The sequence below is a fragment of the Flavobacterium sp. PL12 genome (assembly GCF_039123485.1).
In the GTDB taxonomy this organism is placed as follows: Bacteria; Bacteroidota; Bacteroidia; order Flavobacteriales; family Flavobacteriaceae; genus Flavobacterium; species Flavobacterium weaverense.
This window is the reverse complement of record NZ_JBANDI010000021.1, coordinates 1-15,643: the sequence shown is the minus strand read 5'-3', so window position 1 is coordinate 15,643 and position 15,643 is coordinate 1. Positions and strand designations below refer to the sequence as shown.

The 15,643-nt window shown below is 31.6% G+C and carries 15 protein-coding genes; 10 read left to right on the top strand and 5 right to left on the bottom strand.

Features of this window, described 5'->3' with window-relative positions:
• Nucleotides 1–37 precede the first annotated feature (37 nt).
• The 3 genes from RCH19_RS10565 (at nt 38) to RCH19_RS10555 (ending at nt 2,338) form a co-directional block, all read left to right on the top strand.
• Nucleotides 38–1,060 (top strand): COX15/CtaA family protein, encoded by a 1,023-nt coding sequence (locus tag RCH19_RS10565; protein ID WP_343023194.1) that lies wholly within the window; start codon nt 38–40, stop codon nt 1,058–1,060.
• 107 nt (nt 1,061–1,167) lie between these two features.
• Nucleotides 1,168–1,941 (top strand): CDP-alcohol phosphatidyltransferase family protein, encoded by a 774-nt coding sequence (locus RCH19_RS10560; protein ID WP_343023193.1) that lies wholly within the window; start codon nt 1,168–1,170, stop codon nt 1,939–1,941.
• Nucleotides 1,942–2,155: 214 nt separating this feature from the next.
• A complete protein-coding gene (locus RCH19_RS10555; protein ID WP_121924359.1) occupies nt 2,156–2,338 on the top strand; it encodes a CsbD family protein in 183 nt (60 codons plus the stop codon).
• A 107-nt stretch (nt 2,339–2,445) separates the two neighbouring features.
• On the opposite strand, the gene RCH19_RS10550 is transcribed toward RCH19_RS10555, so the two are convergent.
• From RCH19_RS10550 to RCH19_RS10530, 5 genes are all read right to left on the bottom strand, one after another.
• A complete protein-coding gene (locus RCH19_RS10550) occupies nt 2,446–3,216 on the bottom strand; it encodes a LytTR family DNA-binding domain-containing protein (RefSeq protein ID WP_343023192.1) in 771 nt (256 codons plus the stop codon).
• A gap of 42 nt (nt 3,217–3,258) precedes the next feature.
• A complete protein-coding gene (locus RCH19_RS10545; RefSeq protein WP_343023191.1) occupies nt 3,259–3,612 on the bottom strand; it encodes a 2TM domain-containing protein in 354 nt (117 codons plus the stop codon).
• A gap of 157 nt (nt 3,613–3,769) precedes the next feature.
• Nucleotides 3,770–5,125: a histidine kinase gene (locus RCH19_RS10540; RefSeq protein WP_343023190.1), complete on the bottom strand. Its 1,356-nt coding sequence runs from the start codon at nt 5,123–5,125 to the stop codon at nt 3,770–3,772.
• Nucleotides 5,126–5,136: 11 nt separating this feature from the next.
• Nucleotides 5,137–5,757, bottom strand: a complete 621-nt coding sequence (locus RCH19_RS10535) for a hypothetical protein (RefSeq protein WP_343023189.1) — start codon at nt 5,755–5,757, stop codon at nt 5,137–5,139.
• Between the two features lie 263 nt (nt 5,758–6,020).
• Entirely contained in the window at nt 6,021–8,180 is a 2,160-nt protein-coding gene (locus RCH19_RS10530) for a TonB-dependent receptor (protein WP_343023188.1), read from the bottom strand.
• A gap of 139 nt (nt 8,181–8,319) precedes the next feature.
• Between RCH19_RS10530 and RCH19_RS10525 the strand changes: the two genes are divergently transcribed.
• From RCH19_RS10525 to RCH19_RS10495, 7 genes are all read left to right on the top strand, one after another.
• Nucleotides 8,320–8,883, top strand: coding sequence for a sugar O-acetyltransferase (locus tag RCH19_RS10525; protein ID WP_343023187.1), 564 nt, complete (start codon nt 8,320–8,322; stop codon nt 8,881–8,883).
• A gap of 47 nt (nt 8,884–8,930) precedes the next feature.
• Nucleotides 8,931–9,326 carry a hypothetical protein gene (locus RCH19_RS10520; RefSeq protein ID WP_343023186.1) on the top strand — a complete coding sequence of 132 codons (396 nt, stop codon included), beginning with the start codon at nt 8,931–8,933 and terminating at the stop codon, nt 9,324–9,326.
• Nucleotides 9,327–9,578: 252 nt separating this feature from the next.
• A complete protein-coding gene (locus tag RCH19_RS10515) occupies nt 9,579–10,859 on the top strand; it encodes a chloride channel protein (protein ID WP_343023185.1) in 1,281 nt (426 codons plus the stop codon).
• 6 nt (nt 10,860–10,865) lie between these two features.
• Complete coding sequence (locus tag RCH19_RS10510; protein ID WP_121924349.1) at nt 10,866–11,477, top strand: HPP family protein; 612 nt, start codon at nt 10,866–10,868, stop codon at nt 11,475–11,477.
• A 200-nt stretch (nt 11,478–11,677) separates the two neighbouring features.
• On the top strand, nt 11,678–12,217 hold the full coding sequence (locus tag RCH19_RS10505) for a hypothetical protein (RefSeq protein ID WP_343023184.1): 540 nt from the start codon (nt 11,678–11,680) through the stop codon (nt 12,215–12,217).
• A 169-nt stretch (nt 12,218–12,386) separates the two neighbouring features.
• On the top strand, nt 12,387–13,445 hold the full coding sequence (locus tag RCH19_RS10500; RefSeq protein WP_343023183.1) for a nucleoid-associated protein: 1,059 nt from the start codon (nt 12,387–12,389) through the stop codon (nt 13,443–13,445).
• A gap of 176 nt (nt 13,446–13,621) precedes the next feature.
• Complete coding sequence (locus RCH19_RS10495; RefSeq protein WP_343023182.1) at nt 13,622–15,553, top strand: GAF domain-containing protein; 1,932 nt, start codon at nt 13,622–13,624, stop codon at nt 15,551–15,553.
• The last annotated feature ends 90 nt before the right edge of the window (nt 15,554–15,643 follow it).

Sequence of the window (15,643 nt, the reverse complement as noted above, 5' to 3'; positions counted from 1 at the left end):
TGTATTTCAAATATCTTTGCATAAATTAATTTGAGTAATGAAAAAAGAGAATAATTTCGTGATCATCTGGTTGTTATCAGGTTGTTTGTTATTGTTTATTATGGTTGTAGTAGGAGGAATTACTAGGCTAACCAATTCAGGTTTATCAATGACCGATTGGCATTTAGTAACCGACACTTTTCCACCACTTACGGAAGCAAAATGGCTACAGACTTTCGAAGAATACAAGAAATTCCCAGAATATCAAAAAATCAATATCCATAACGATTTTACACTTAGCGATTATAAGTTTATCTATTTTTGGGAATGGTTTCACCGTTTTATAGGAAGAATAATAGGTATGGTTTTTATCATTCCATTTCTTTACTTTTTATTCAAAAAACGACTCTCAACTGCTACAATTAAGAAATGTATAGTGTTACTTTTTATGGGAGCTTTTCAAGGATTCCTTGGTTGGTTCATGGTAAAAAGCGGTTTAATTGACGACCCAGACGTAAGTCATTTTAGATTAGCATTACACCTTACTTTTGCGTTTATCACTTTTGCATATACACTTTGGGTAGCGTTAGATTTAATCTACCCTAATAAAAGTTCCGTTATAGTTCCGTTACGAAATTTAGCAAGAGTTTCATTAGTACTGCTAATTTTGCAAATTATCTACGGAGGTTTTGTTGCGGGTTTAAATGCTGGTTTAATTCATAATCACTGGCCATTAATGAGTGACGGACAATTTATTCATGACAGTGTGTTCATCGAACAAAAAACGTTGTTTCTAAATCTAGTAGAAGGTAAAAGTGGCGTTCAATTTGTACATAGAACGATGGCTTATTTTGTAGTAGCATTAATTGTAGCATTATTTTTCAGAAGTAAGAAATACATACTTTCATCAGTTCAAAAACGTGGTATTAACACTTTAGTTATTTTTGTATTTTTACAATTCGCATTAGGAGTTTTCACTTTATTATATGGAGTTCCTTTATGGCTAGGATTAGTGCATCAGGTAATGGCATTCTTTTTATTGACAGCAATGACTTTCACTTTACATCGATTATCTAAATAGAAATAAAAGTAGTTCAATAATTAAACTACTTTTGCATGTTGTAAAATAATGCACAGCTCAAAATACAACAAGACTATATTGTCACATTTCTTTGCTTACAAACTTAAATGTCTAAACTAGCTCCTCAAGATAAATTTTTAGATTTATCAGATTACGGAAGGCCTATTGGAAATTTCATCGCTAACCAACTTAAAAATACGCGCTTCACTGCTATTCATGTTACGCTAGTTTTTGGTGTTTGTGGCTTAATTGCAATTTACTATATTTTGCAAAACCAGTATTTATTAGCTGGCTTTTTCATAATACTGAAATCAATTATTGATGCTGCAGATGGTGAATTAGCACGATTAAAAAACACGCCATCTTACACTGGTCGCTATCTAGATAGCGTATTTGACATCATTTTAAATTTCATGTTTTTAATGACTATTTGTTATGTTTCAAACGCAAGTATTTGGCTTACTATTTTAGCGTTTATTTGCATTCAATTGCAGGGAACTTTATACAATTATTACTATGTTATTTTAAGAAATAAATCTGTGGGTGGTGATACAACAAGCAAGATTTTTGAATATAAATCACCTCGTGCTTTGCCTGGGGAAAATCAAAAATCAGTTGATATTTTGTTCTTAATTTATACAATTGTATACGGAGCTTTTGATAAAATAATTCATACTTTAGACAGCGACGCTTATAAGGTAAAAACATTCCCTAACTGGTTTATGACTTTGGTGAGTCTTTATGGGTTAGGTTTTCAATTATTGATAATAGCAATAATGTTACCACTAGGTTTAATAGAATTCATTATTCCTTTTTTCATCCTGTATAGCGTACTGATTTTTGTACTAATTGCTATTAGAAAAACCACTTTTAAGGTCTAAAACGGCAATAGATAGAATCTATATCAAATACTTACTTTGCTTATTACCATATAATTGAACTCTTTTATTTAATTCAATTATTTAACGTTTTAATAATCTGCTTTTTACAAAAACCAAAAATTATATAAAAGTAAATTTTAATTCTATAATAGAATATGTCTTGTAATTCCTGAGATTTGTAAAACAATAATTAGTAATTTAAAACATAGAAATTATGCCAAATTCAAAAGAGATTGAAGGAAACTGGAATGAGTTTAAAGGAAAATTAAAACAAAAATACGCTGACTTAACTGATGATGATTTGCTTTACGAAGAAGGTAAAGAAGATGAAATGTGGGGTAAATTACAGCAAAAATTAGGTAAGACAGAAAAAGAAATTAAATCATTATTTGATTAATTTTAAACTGCTGTTACAAATCTAAACTGCTTCAAAGACTGCTGAAAAAATATTCTTAATTGAGTAGTTTTTCGAAGTTTTTGAAGCAGTTTTTTTATGGTTATAAATTAACCAATCCAAGCTTTAAAATCAGATACTTTTTCCCTACTTACTATTACCTCATCTTCTTTATAAGTTGGCAAAATAATCTTTAATCGAGAGTTGCTGTGCACTACTATTTCCTTAATTGCTTTGAGGGAAATTATAAATTTCCTACTCACTCTAAAGAAGTTTGACTCGTCCAACTCTTGCTCTAAAATTTCCAGTGTGCAATCCACTAAATAATCCCTATTGTCAAAAGTGTGAATATACGTTCCCTTATTTTCACTATAAAAACATTCAATTTCTTCAACTATAATCACTTTTAACAGTTGGCCTATTTTAACTGTAAAACGTTTTTTAAATGTTTTCTCAAATGGGTTCGACAGCATTTTTTTTATTTGTTCAAAATCAAATTGTACCAATTCTTGTTTGGGTAGTCTCGATTTAAATTTAGAAACTGCAATTTCCAAATCGTCTTCGTCAATAGGTTTTAAAAGATAATCAACGCTATTCAATTTAAATGCTCTCAAAGCATATTCATCGTAAGCCGTGGTGAAAATCACAGCACTGTTTATAGTTTCATGAAGCGACGCAAAATGTTCAAAAATTTCAAATGATAATCCATCCGATAGTTGAATGTCTAAAAAAATTAAATCTGGATGTTCATTATTTGAAAACCACTCAATAGCCTCTTCTACGGAATGAAGCATCACTCCTACTTCTATAGCGAGTTTTTGCAGTTTTCTTTGTAATAATCTTGCAGCTGGCTTTTCGTCTTCGATTATGATTGTTGTCATTATAAAAAATATCTCAAAATTAATATAAAAAATTGTCGCGAATTATTCCCATTTGGTACTCTTTTCTTTCTCCATAAATTCTTTAATTTTTTTCTGTTCCCAATCTTGGTCAAAAAATAGACTTCTTCCAAAAACTGATAGCCCGTGTGCTAAAAGTCCAATTCCCCAAAAGAATGCCGTAGAGTATGTTTCCCAATTCAAAAAATCACCATTTTGAAAAGACTGCCCACTTGTGCTTGATATGATTAGAAAAGCATTCACTAAAATGTAAACCATTACATGCGTGTAAAATCCTTTAATTTTTTTTACTCTTTTATATGCAATCTCGTATTGTGGATCTGGATTATTTCTATCAAATTGATCACTATTGTACATTCTATCGTCTAATCTTTTCATCTCTACTATATTTTATATTTTAGTATCTACTACTATTTTTCTTGTGCTATTCTTTTTTTCTATCCAATGCTTGTCAACATAATGCATTAAAATAATAACTTTCAACTCGTACATGAAACATTACTTTAGTTGACTTTTTATGAATTTTGACTCAAATTTATTTAAAAGACTCATTGCTATTTTGCTTTTGCATAATATCTCTAATCTTTCGCTCTTCCCAATGAGTCCCATATCCAAAAACTTTTAAAGCGTGCATTATCACTCCAAAACCCCATCCAGCAGCAGAAAACCAAAACCAATGAAAATGTGGCGAATAAGTTAAATTGATGTAGATTAGGAATGGGATAACGCAGCAGTAGGATATTAAGTTTCCATAAAATCCTTTTATTTCCTCTACGTGTTTTTTAGCGTGGTAGTAGGAGTTGTCTTCATTGTGTTTAGTTCTTGTTTCCATAACTGTAATTTGTTTAGTTAAAACCGGTATTTTTACGGCAAAAATCTTTTCATTCTTTTCAATACGAACATTTCTATTCGTGATAATCGCATAACGATTAATAATATTCTCAAGTCCAACACCTTGGCGCTCTTTCAAAACTTCCTTTTTTTGATAATCATTTTCTACAACTAAGTAGCCATCTTCAATAAATATTCTGATGTGTAGCGGTCGTTGCTCGCTCACTACATTATGCTTTACCGTGTTTTCTAATAAAAGCTGTAATGAAAGTGGTACCACTTTAGCATCGGGATTTATAGGTGTTGCTGGCAATTCATAAAAAAGACTATTTTCAAAGCGCATTTTTAATAAGTTCATATAGGTTTTGGCGAAAGCCAATTCTTCAGAAACGCTTACTAATTCTTTATCTTTTTGTTCTAAAACGTAGCGATACACTTTAGATAATGATGTTGTAAATCGTTGGGCGTTTTCTGGATTTTCTTCAATCAATGAACTTAGAACATTAAGACTGTTAAAAAGGAAATGAGGGTCAATTTGGTTTTTCAAACTCTCAAACTTAGCCGAAGCAGTTCCAGCTATAATTTTATGCTCAATAACCTCTCTTTTCGATGCGTGTTTCCAGTTAACCATAAAACTTCTCGCATGTATGAAAACAGAAACACCTAGTGATAAAACAATATAAAATAGGTGCACAAAAATCATTCTTTCGCTGAAAAATTGATCAGATTTTAAGTTTTGGAAAATAACAAAAGTGATATAGTCAATTAACAAAACAACAGGAACTGTATACACGATGGTTGTAATTATCCCAAAATATACTCGAAGATTAGTTTGCTCTAGCCAGTCCCACTTTCGATCTAAAAATACATTAATCATTCCGTTACCGAAACCGATTCCAAAAGAATACAGGGAACTTATCAAGAACGTTCTAAGTACATTTTCCAATTCAAAATTCATTTGAACTATTGAAAATACTAAAGTAAAAATTAAGCTGATCTTTAAACAAACTTTCGACCCTTTATTAAAATCTGTAAATATCTTGATTTTTTGATTTTCCATTATCTGTTCTGTTATTTGCAATTCGCTGCAGCGACTATTGCTCTGTCTAATCCCCATGTTGGAGAAAAAGCTGTTTCAGGTTTAAAAGTAGCAAAAAGTCCAATAGCTTTTTCAATTTGTGCGCACATTGGTTTTGTATCTGTTCCCCAAAATTTAGCAGCACCAATTTCAAATTCCGCTTTTTCGAAAACAACTCTAGGGTTCTCTGGAGCAATTGCTTGAGCTTTAGCATACAATTCCATTACTTTTCCAGATAATTTTTGTCCATTTGTCATTGGATCAAAAGCAATCCATGCTGTATGAATCATTGCTTGCACTACTAGTAATTCAGCATTGTTGGGGTTTTTCACCATTTCAAAATCTAACGCTTTTTGTGCTTTTGCCAATAATAAATTAATTTGCTCTTTATCTTTGGTTTGGAAAGCTGCTGTTGTATTTATCAATGCTACATAGTAATTAGGTAACCAACTTGTTTTTTCTACAGCCGAAATTCTTTCAAACATATCAGATGCTTCAGTGTTTTTACCTTGTCCCCAAAGCTGGAATGCTTTTCCCATACCTTGTTCAAATTGGCCTTGAGCCGATAATAAGCTGCAAACAAAAAATGCGATGGTAGTAATAATTTTAGTCATGATTTCTAGTTGTTAAAGGATTATTTTTTATTGTTGTTTTCTTTATTTCTATTTCAAAAGTATTGCGGAATCAACTCTTAAAAAACTTTTACTTACTGAACTGTAGAATTTTGAGGATGAATTGTATAATTGTAAATTAATAAATGAAGTAGCGCATAAATAATCTTTTTTCAAATGACAGAGATAAAGGATTTCAGCAGGATTGCGTAGAGAATTTAATTCTAATTGACTCTTTGACAGAATAGAACCTTTAAAATTCCAAATTAAAGATTCTTCAATTGATTGTCTTTTTTATTTGCACTTAATGTCCAAAAGAAGCCTACGAAGAAGAAGCGATCTGCTGCCGGAGTTAACGCTGACCGATTATAAACACCATTTGAATTGGGATTTTTTGCATAATCGTAACCATAAACATTCTGAGTGCCCAAGACATTGGAAACAGAGAAATACAAAATCTTTTGTTGTGATAGTAAGTACGCCCAGTTAAAGCTCAAGTTATTATAAGCTTTGGTTTTCCCATTCATAAATTCCAATTCATTAGGATTATTGTAGGGTCTTCCAGTGCTAAAGGAATTAGTAAATCCGATTTGTGATTTCCAACTTCCAATCCAGTATTTTGTAACCAAGGACAAACTGTGATTTGCGATAAAGCTTGGCGTTGCTTGCGTTGGGAAATTTTTGTAATTTCTTTCCGAGTCAATGTATGAATAGGAAATCCAATACTCTAAATTTTTAATTGACTCGCTGTCTCTCCAGAATATATCTAAGCCTTTGGCAAACCCAAAACCGTCATTGTTGAAATTAGAATTATACTGAATACTTGGAGTATTGTATTTTACTAAATTGTTGTACGCTTTATAATACGCTTCAGCAATCAAAGTTTTTCCATTCTTGCTGAACTGATAATTTAAAATATAATGCGATGCTTTCTCACTTTCAAATTCGTGAAATTTAGAGTATTTGATATAATCAGAATTTGGAGTTTGGCTAAAATCACCATAAGCCAATGATACTTGACTATTTTTTGCCACTTTATACGCTAATGAAATTCGGGGAGCAAATGCAGATTCTTCTAACAAGTCATTATGTGAAAATCGCACACCTATTTTAGCAGCTAGCTTCTTAGAAAAGAAAATATCTGATTCTGCGAATACAGCTGCGATATTCGAATTGTATCCAATAGAGTTCAAAGTTCCAGCGTTTAAACCGATGTCTTCATCAAATTTCGTAATGAAATAATCAGCTCCAAAAGACATTTTAATTCTGTTAGATAGATTTTTTATTAATTTAAATTTGAAATGTGCTGCATTTTCCGCATTAGCGATATCATCTAAGTCAACTTTAATTTTGTTTTGACTGTTTCCGTAACTAATCCCTGAAACTACTTGCCAGTTTTCACCAAAAACTCCTTTGTAAGAAGTATTAAAGTAGAAGTTATTGTTATTTAAATTTACTCTTATTTTGTTTGGTGAATTTATATTTTCTTGATTGATATCAAACTTTGAAGAATCAAATGCGGCATACACTTTTAAAATTCCGTTGGTAAAGTTATAACTGTAAACAGTCTCGCCAGATAAAGATTGAAAAGGACTATTCCAGTCCACATCTTGTTTCACTATATATTGATAAGGCGCTAAATTAATGTAAGAACCGTTTACACTCAACGAACTTTTTTCCCATTTTTGAGTATTTCCTAAACCTAAACCCACAGTCATTACGGAAATTTCAGTTTTATTAAAATCAACTTCATTTTTAGTATTCAGTAATAAAACACTGGACAATGCTTCGCCATATTCTGCAGAGTAACCACCGGTAGAAAATGAGATTCCGTCAAATAAAAAAGGAGAAAACCGACCTCTAGTAGGTACGTTTTGAGCTGAAGCGCCATAAGGCTGTGATACCCGAATGCCATCTACAAATGTTTGCGTTTCGTTAGCTTCTCCACCACGCACAAATAATCTACCGTCCTCACCTACGTTTTGTGTTCCAGGTAAAGTTTGCAGAGCTGCAATAATATTGCCAGCAGAACCAGCAGTAGTGACGATATCTAAAGGTTTTAAAACGGAGACTTTTGCTTTCCCACCTGATTCAAAAGTTCCAGCTGTAATTACCACTGCATCCAATGCGTTAACGTTGTCTTTCAGTTTTAAAATTATATTTTGAAAATTGGAAACATCAATCTTAGTTTTTAATGTTTCGAAAACAAGAAAACTAGCCACTAAAATTTGGTTTCCAGTTGTACTAGTTTCAAAACTAAAAGCACCATCCTCAGCGCTCGAACTACCATCGTAAGTTCCTTCAATAAAAATATTTACACCAGCAACAGCTTTTCCTTTCTCATCAATAACTTTTCCAGAAATAATAGTCTGAGAGAATAAGCTTGTCGTTATTAGAAAGATACTTAAGATAAAAATGATTTTCATAATACTTGGTTTTTGATGAAGCAAATATATTTAAGGAATCACTGCTGCGAAAAACTTATTAACTGAAGTGTCAATAAATGAGGATGAGTTGTAATACGATTCATTTTCTTTTACATTTACAACAATCAAAATTATTACTATGACTACTGAAAAAGAGAAAATGATCGCTGGAGAATATTACTTAGCAGGTGATCCGGTACTAGTCAAAGACCGCAGAAAATCTAAAAACTTACTGCATCGATTAAATGTAACTGAGTATAGAATTACTAAAAAAGCGAGAGAAACCATTAAGGAGTTAATCCCGAATGCTGGCGCTAATCTTTATATCGAACCTCCATTTTTCTGTGATTATGGATACAATATTATTTGCGGAGAAAACGTTTACTTCAATGTCAATTGCGTTGTTTTAGATTGCACGAAAGTGACAATAGGTTCCAATGTATTTTTCGCTCCTGGAGTGCAATTATACACTGCAACACATCCGCTTGATGCTGAATTGCGCAAGACATTAGAAAATGCTTTACCTATTATTATTGGTGACGATTGTTGGATAGGCGGAAATTCGGTTATTTGCCCTGGTGTCACGATAGGAAATGGTTGTGTTATTGGAGCTGGCTCTGTAGTTACAAGAGACATTCCAGACAATTCATTAGCAGTAGGAAATCCTGCGAAAGTTATTAGAAAGTTAAATCTAGAAAAATAAAAACTAAGTTTATTTCAGTCCTATATTAATCACTAAATTATAAAACTATGAAACATTTTAAATTACTGTTGGCGTTTTTACTTGTATTTGTTGCTAATACTGCTTCGGCACAGTCTACTTTTGACAAATGGCCAGCGATTAAAGAATTTCACGAGGTAATGTCTGAGACTTTTCATCCAGCTGAAGAAGGAGATTTGGCTCCAATAAAAGCACGTTCGGAAGAAATGATGAATAAAGCAGCTCAATTATTAAAATCAGAAGTTCCAGTAGAATTTAAAACTGATGCTATACTTGTCTCTGCAGAACATTTACAAATGAAGAGTAAAGCGCTAAATAAACTTATTAAATCTAATGGATCTGACGCCGATGTTGTGAAGTCCATCACTGATTTACATAATACTTTTCATGAAATTGTAGGGTTATGCTCTGAACAAAAAAAATAGAAACTGAAGCCTAATCAATAGATTAGGCTTTTTTTTTGAGAAAATTTATTAATTAATCTTGTTTTTACAAAAAAATAATAAATAATTGTTTTTTTCTTAGCTAAAAAAATACGGTAATCATAAAATAGTGTAACATGAACTTTAATTGAATTCATTTGTGGTTTTGTTTTTTTAACTTTGTGATGTAGAATTATTTTTATTAACAATATATTTTCTTGTTTTAGGACAACCAAAGTTTAGCACTTCGATCCAATGAATACAAATGCCGAAATTAAAAAAAATTACCAATTCATTAAGTTTAAAAAATTAGTAATAGTTTCCATTTTGATTGGATTTCTCTCTGCATTTTTAGGGATAGTTTTAAAAAATGCGACTGAATACTACGAAGCTATATTCTTTCATCGAGCATCTACTAACTCCTTATTTTTTATAGTTTTCCCTGTTTTTGGATTCTCCATTATCTTTTTTCTACGACAATATTTATTCAAAAAGAAAGAAAATAAAGGGATTAAAGAAATATTTGAAAGTGTAGATTCAAAAACTAAAAACCTACCAAGTTATAAGATTCCTTCCCATTTTATAAATGGTTTATTAACAGTCGTTTCTGGTGGATCTACTGGAATTGAAGTTTCTACCGTTGTAGCGACAGCAACTATAGGAGCAGTTGCGCAGCGAAAGCACAATATGTTTAGACAATACAAAACAGAACTAATTTGTGCCGGAATAGCCGCAGGTATTACCGTTCTATTTAGTAGTCCTATTGCAGGAATTCTCTTTTCATTGGAAGTAATTTCTAAAAAATTAACGCGAGCATTTATTCTCACTACTGTCATTGCAGTATCAATCGCCTCTGCACTTAGTTATTTATTACATGAAGAACCATTGTTTACGGTTAATATCACAACTTGGCATTTAAAAGCAGCTCCCTATTTTATTCTATTAGGAGTTTTAGCTGCAATATACTCTGTTTATTTAACGCGATGTGTTTTGTTTTTTAAATCAAGATTCTCCAAAATAAGCGAGCCTTATTACAAAATCATATTAGGCTCAGCAATTTTAAGTGTTTCCTTTTTTTTATTCCCTCAATTATATGGAGAGGGATATCATGCGATTAAAACTGTTTTACTTGACTCAAATGATACTGTCTTAACTTTATCATTAGCGTTAACATTTTTTGGAATAACATTATTAAAACCTATTGCTACTTCTGCTTCGCTAGCTGCAGGAGGTGACGGAGGTGTTTTTGCGCCCAGCTTATTTGTTGGTGCTTTCTTAGGTATATTGCTTGCTTTACTTTTAAATAAATATTTAAACGCTAATGTCATTCCGCTAAATTTTATGATCATTGGTATGGCTGCCGTTTTAAGTGCAAGTATTCACGCGCCTTTTACAGCCATTTTTTTAGTTTGCGGTTTAACCAATGATTATACCCTATTTCTACCCATTTTAGTAGTTTGCTTAATTTCAAAATATACGGCAAAATTATTATATCCATTTACTGTATACACTTATTCTCCTAGTCTAGCAAAATAACTACTTATGTCATCGATCCACAAAATCAAGAGAAATTACCGCAAAACAAAATACATTCTTTATAAAGAAACACTTGTCGATTTCAAAGAACATTTATGGGCTTTTATTGGTGGATTTGTTGGTATCGGGATTATAGCTTATTTACAATCCCAAGTACTCCCAAAGTCGGATATGGTTTATTTAATAGGTTCGTTTGGCGCCTCTAGTGTATTAGTTTATGGAGTTATTCAAAGTCCTTTGGCTCAGCCAAGAAATCTTATTGGCGGTCATGTGATTTCTGCCATTATTGGAGTGACTGTTTATAAATTCTTGCCCGATATCTTATGGTTAACTGCTCCTCTTGCAGTCGCTTCCTCAATTGTATTAATGCAAATAACAAAAACACTTCATCCACCAGGTGGCGCGACTGCTTTGATTGCAATTGCTGGTTCCGAAAAAGTGAAAGAGTTAGGTTATTTATACGTTCTTTCCCCTGTACTCAGCGGATCACTTATTCTACTTGCAGTGGCGTTAATCACCAATAATATGGCGCACAATAGACTTTATCCCAACCATAAAAAATACCACAAATTCAGAAAGAGAATTTCTAGAGCCTTTAGAAATCGGAGAGCAGAATAAATAAATTTTGTTAATAGAAAAAAGGATGAAAATAGAATTCTCACTAACTCATTGAGTCTGAAAAACATTCCTATTTAATCTTCTAATTTCATATTCATAAGCAAAAATCTTATCAACAAATCGCAAATCTGTAACAAAACTTCAAGACTAAATCTAAAATTAAATTTTACCTTTGACCTTTCAAAATAACAGGAAAGATTATGGTTTACAAATTTAGAGTGATACTAGACGCAGAAGATGATGTTTTTAGAGATATTGCTATACATGAGGAAGATACATTAGAGGATTTACACAACGCAATTTTCAATTCTTTCGGTTTTGACGGGATGGATGTTGCTTCTTTCTACACTTGCGACGAGACTTGGAATCAGGAAGATGAAATTTCTCTTTTTGATACTGGAGATGTTCCTGGCGAGCAAAAAATAATGAGTGATTACGCTTTATCTGATATTTTAGACAAACAAAACACAAAGATTATCTATGTCTACGATTTCATTAATATGTGGACATTCCTTATTGAATTAGCTGCTATTGAAGAGCCTGTTACAGGTAATGCATATCCAGAAACTATATTTTCTCATGGAGAAATTCCTGATGAAGCAATGGAGAAAAATTTTGAATCCGATAATGCCGATGATTACAATGACGAATATGAAGATGGTTTAGATGAAGATGATCTAGACATGTTTGAAGGAGATGATAGTTTTGAAGACTTCGGTTTTGAGGAGAACTGGAATTAATTCCTCTCCCCGACCCTCTCCAAAGGAAAGGGAGCTAAGCGAACTATAAATAAATATTGCTATAATAACGAAAAGCTTTTTTGTTTGCACAAAACACCTTTAATAAAAACTTTTATTCATTTGTGTAAATAAAAGCAATTTCAAAACCTACCTCTCAAACTTTAATAATATGATCAACCTATATAATACACATATCGAAAATTTATCAATTCATAGAGTTGGTAATAAAAGTAGAAATGAAGCTATTTTTTTATCAGAACAGCCATTTAGCTTGAATGATGAAATTGTACCTTTAATGAAAGAATTTTTCTTTAAACCATTTAGAGAAAAAGAGGAAAATTATTTTCAGTTTGCTCACGAAATTGATTTGGATTACAATGATATGTTCAAGTTCGCAACGGAAGTTTTTGATAATCCTGCAACTATTCATGAAGTTTCAAAAAAAATAACAAATCATTTATTTGAGCAATCTAATCATCCTCATATTAAAAATGGTGAAGTATACGTTACCTATTTAACAAACTTGAGTATCGATAACAACGTTGTTGATGCGATAGGGATTTTCAAAAGTGAAATTCAAGCTGACTTTTTACAGTTTGAAGAAAAAGCTTCTCATTTAGAAATGATTTTGCAACAAGGTGTTAGTTTGAACAAACTTGACAAAGGTTGCTTGATCTTTAACTATAAAAAAGAGGAAGGATATAAAATTTTGACAGTAGATAGCAACCGTTATGATGCCAGATATTGGTTAGAGCATTTCCTTTCTGTGGATGCATTTGAAGATGAAAATTTCATTACTAAGAAGTATCTGAAATTCTGTCAGAACTTTGCTAAAGATGTTGTTTTCCCCGCTGAAGACAAGAAGGAGGAAGTAATGTTTATGAATCGCTCTGTTAATTATTTTGCCAAAAATGATGAATTTGAAGAGACCGAATTTCTAAATGAAGTTTTAGACAATCCCGACTTAATTCCAGAGTTTAAAAATTATAAAATAGACAAGGGAGAAAAGTATAGTATTGAAGATATAACTTCTTTTCCTATTGCGAATGCAGCAGTTTCTGACGCTCGTAAATCGATTAAAAACGTAATTAATTTAGACACCCATATCCAAATTAAAATGGATTTCATTAATCCTGAAAGTGCCGAGAAGTACGTTGAAAAAGGATGGGACGAAGAAAAGCAAATGTATTACTACCTTGTATATTTCAACAAAGAAGAAAAGTCCTAATGGTAACTTTTTGTAAATAGTCGATATTAAAATAATATGAATCCTCAAGTAGCTAATTGCTTGGGGATTTTTTTGTTTAAAGGATCAAAATTTAAAATCTTGGAAGTTACAACAGTCGAATTGAAAGAGTAATAAAACTATTATTATTTGTAAATTTACCTTTCTAAATATAGAAAATGACACATCAATTCTTTACCGAAAGCCCTTTCAAGACAATGATCTCTTTTCATAAGCTTATTGAAGCGCTTGAAGAAATCTCTATTTCTGATGTGGATTATCGGGCTAATTATGCAAAAGCTTTACTAAAAGAGATTGAACCATTTCCTGAATTTAGAACAGGAATTGAAGATTTAAATTTAATTAACGATAATGAAACTTTAATAAAAAACTTACTGGCAGATCTATTTCCAACCGCTTTAACTAACAACGAGATTAAAGCAGTAACTATTCCTTTTCAAAATTTCACTTTTAATTACACAGAACGTTTTAAAAAAATTGTACAACAAGCCGGTATCGCATTTGACATGTCTATAAGAAATCTAGACGAACATCAGTTTTACATTATGAGCTGTACGTTAATTTTAAATCAATTCTACGGACAAAATATTGATTACAACAATCCTTTATTTTATGATATTCCAAGTGAAAACGGAGTCATGAATCAATATAGGATTTTATATAACGCTGATTTTTTAGAAATTCAACCTACTGATAACGTAAATCCTATTTCCCAAGACGACATTGACTTGTTGATGGATAATTGTGATAATATCGCTTTGTGGAAAGAGAAATTTCCAGTGAATAGTTGGACACTAAAAGGTTTCGGAATTGCTGTTTTATTTGATGCCACTACTGAAAGTGCGATTTCAAATCTAAAAAGTAATCTATTAAAACCGGAAATAGAACTAATAACGCTTCAAGATAATTTTGAATCTATTTTTCGCTCCATATTCAAAAACCCAAATCTAAAAGTTGGAATGATTATTTACGATGAAGAACAAGATAAATTTGTAAAGACTACTTACAATAACGATGAAAGTAGCGGCAGCTTTATACTATCTGCTGACGGTGAAATAAACTGTAATAATGAGTTTTTTGGCTGTTCTTTCGAAAAATTATTAAAAGACAAAAAGCCTTTATCGATTGCAAACGTTGAAAATTTTGCATTAGTTCCCGGTAATGAAAAATTAGGACAACATTTATTGAAACAAAATATTCGAAGTTGCATTTTTTGTCCTATTGTGAAAAATGACGTTATTCTAGGCATTATTGAATTAGTTTCACCAAATAAAAGAGAACTCAACAGTCTTAATGCAAGAAAACTAGACCTGATTATACCTTATTTAATTGATACTACAGAACGTCATAATTTAGATAAGCAAAACCAAATTGAAGCTATAATACAAAGAGAATATACGGCCATTCATCCTAGCGTATATTGGAAATTTAGACAAGAAGCTTTAAAATTTTTCGAAACAAATCGTCAAAATAAAGGTTACATCTTCAAAGAAATTGTTTTCAAAGAAGTATTTCCTTTATATGGTCAAATTGATATCAAAGGATCATCAGAACACCGAAACAAAACCGTAAAAGAGGACTTAAAAAAGCAATTAAGCACACTGATTGAAATATTCGAAAATCACGAGTCAGATACTAATATTTTATTATTAGAGCAACGTAGATTCGAATTAAAATCGCTCTTAGATCAATTGAATTTGCCTCTAAAAGCAGATACGGAACAACAGATTCAGCTGTACATCCAAAATGAAATTCATCCTGTTCTTAAAAACGCTGAAAATGGTGCGGCTGAGAAAAGTTACTTTGATAGTCTCGATGAAAAGTCAGGATTGTATTATCATGCAAGAAAACAATTTGATAACGCACTTTCAATTATTAATAAAAAACTCGCGGGAGTTCTTGATGAAAAACAAACAGAAGCACAAAACATTTTCCCTCACTATTATGAAAGATTCAAGACTGATGGCATAGAACACAATTTATACATTGGTTCATCTATTGCTCCAATGAAAGCTTTTGATATTATGTATCTCCATAATTTAAGGCTTTGGCAATTACAAACTCTTTGTGAAATGGAAATGGAACTATGATGCGACCCTTTGTTAAGACAACTTTTTCAAAAACTTAAGATAGTTTTTTTTTAGTTTTATTTTCCAGTTTCCTGGCTAAAATCGGAGATA

Excerpts from the sequence above, each read along its gene's own strand:
- RCH19_RS10525 (WP_343023187.1), top strand. The coding sequence starts at position 8,320 with ATGACTACTGAAAAAGAGAAAATGATCGCTGGAGAATATTACTTAGCA.
- RCH19_RS10500 (WP_343023183.1), top strand. The coding sequence starts at position 12,387 with ATGATCAACCTATATAATACACATATCGAAAATTTATCAATTCATAGA.
- RCH19_RS10505 (WP_343023184.1), top strand. The coding sequence starts at position 11,678 with ATGGTTTACAAATTTAGAGTGATACTAGACGCAGAAGATGATGTTTTT.
- RCH19_RS10495 (WP_343023182.1), top strand. The coding sequence starts at position 13,622 with ATGACACATCAATTCTTTACCGAAAGCCCTTTCAAGACAATGATCTCT.
- RCH19_RS10510 (WP_121924349.1), top strand. The coding sequence starts at position 10,866 with ATGTCATCGATCCACAAAATCAAGAGAAATTACCGCAAAACAAAATAC.
- RCH19_RS10550 (WP_343023192.1), bottom strand. The coding sequence starts at position 3,216 with ATGACAACAATCATAATCGAAGACGAAAAGCCAGCTGCAAGATTATTA.
- RCH19_RS10515 (WP_343023185.1), top strand. The coding sequence starts at position 9,579 with ATGAATACAAATGCCGAAATTAAAAAAAATTACCAATTCATTAAGTTT.
- RCH19_RS10555 (WP_121924359.1), top strand. The coding sequence starts at position 2,156 with ATGCCAAATTCAAAAGAGATTGAAGGAAACTGGAATGAGTTTAAAGGA.
- RCH19_RS10565 (WP_343023194.1), top strand. The coding sequence starts at position 38 with ATGAAAAAAGAGAATAATTTCGTGATCATCTGGTTGTTATCAGGTTGT.
- RCH19_RS10530 (WP_343023188.1), bottom strand. The coding sequence starts at position 8,180 with ATGAAAATCATTTTTATCTTAAGTATCTTTCTAATAACGACAAGCTTA.
- RCH19_RS10535 (WP_343023189.1), bottom strand. The coding sequence starts at position 5,757 with ATGACTAAAATTATTACTACCATCGCATTTTTTGTTTGCAGCTTATTA.
- RCH19_RS10560 (WP_343023193.1), top strand. The coding sequence starts at position 1,168 with ATGTCTAAACTAGCTCCTCAAGATAAATTTTTAGATTTATCAGATTAC.
- RCH19_RS10545 (WP_343023191.1), bottom strand. The coding sequence starts at position 3,612 with ATGAAAAGATTAGACGATAGAATGTACAATAGTGATCAATTTGATAGA.
- RCH19_RS10540 (WP_343023190.1), bottom strand. The coding sequence starts at position 5,125 with ATGGAAAATCAAAAAATCAAGATATTTACAGATTTTAATAAAGGGTCG.
- RCH19_RS10520 (WP_343023186.1), top strand. The coding sequence starts at position 8,931 with ATGAAACATTTTAAATTACTGTTGGCGTTTTTACTTGTATTTGTTGCT.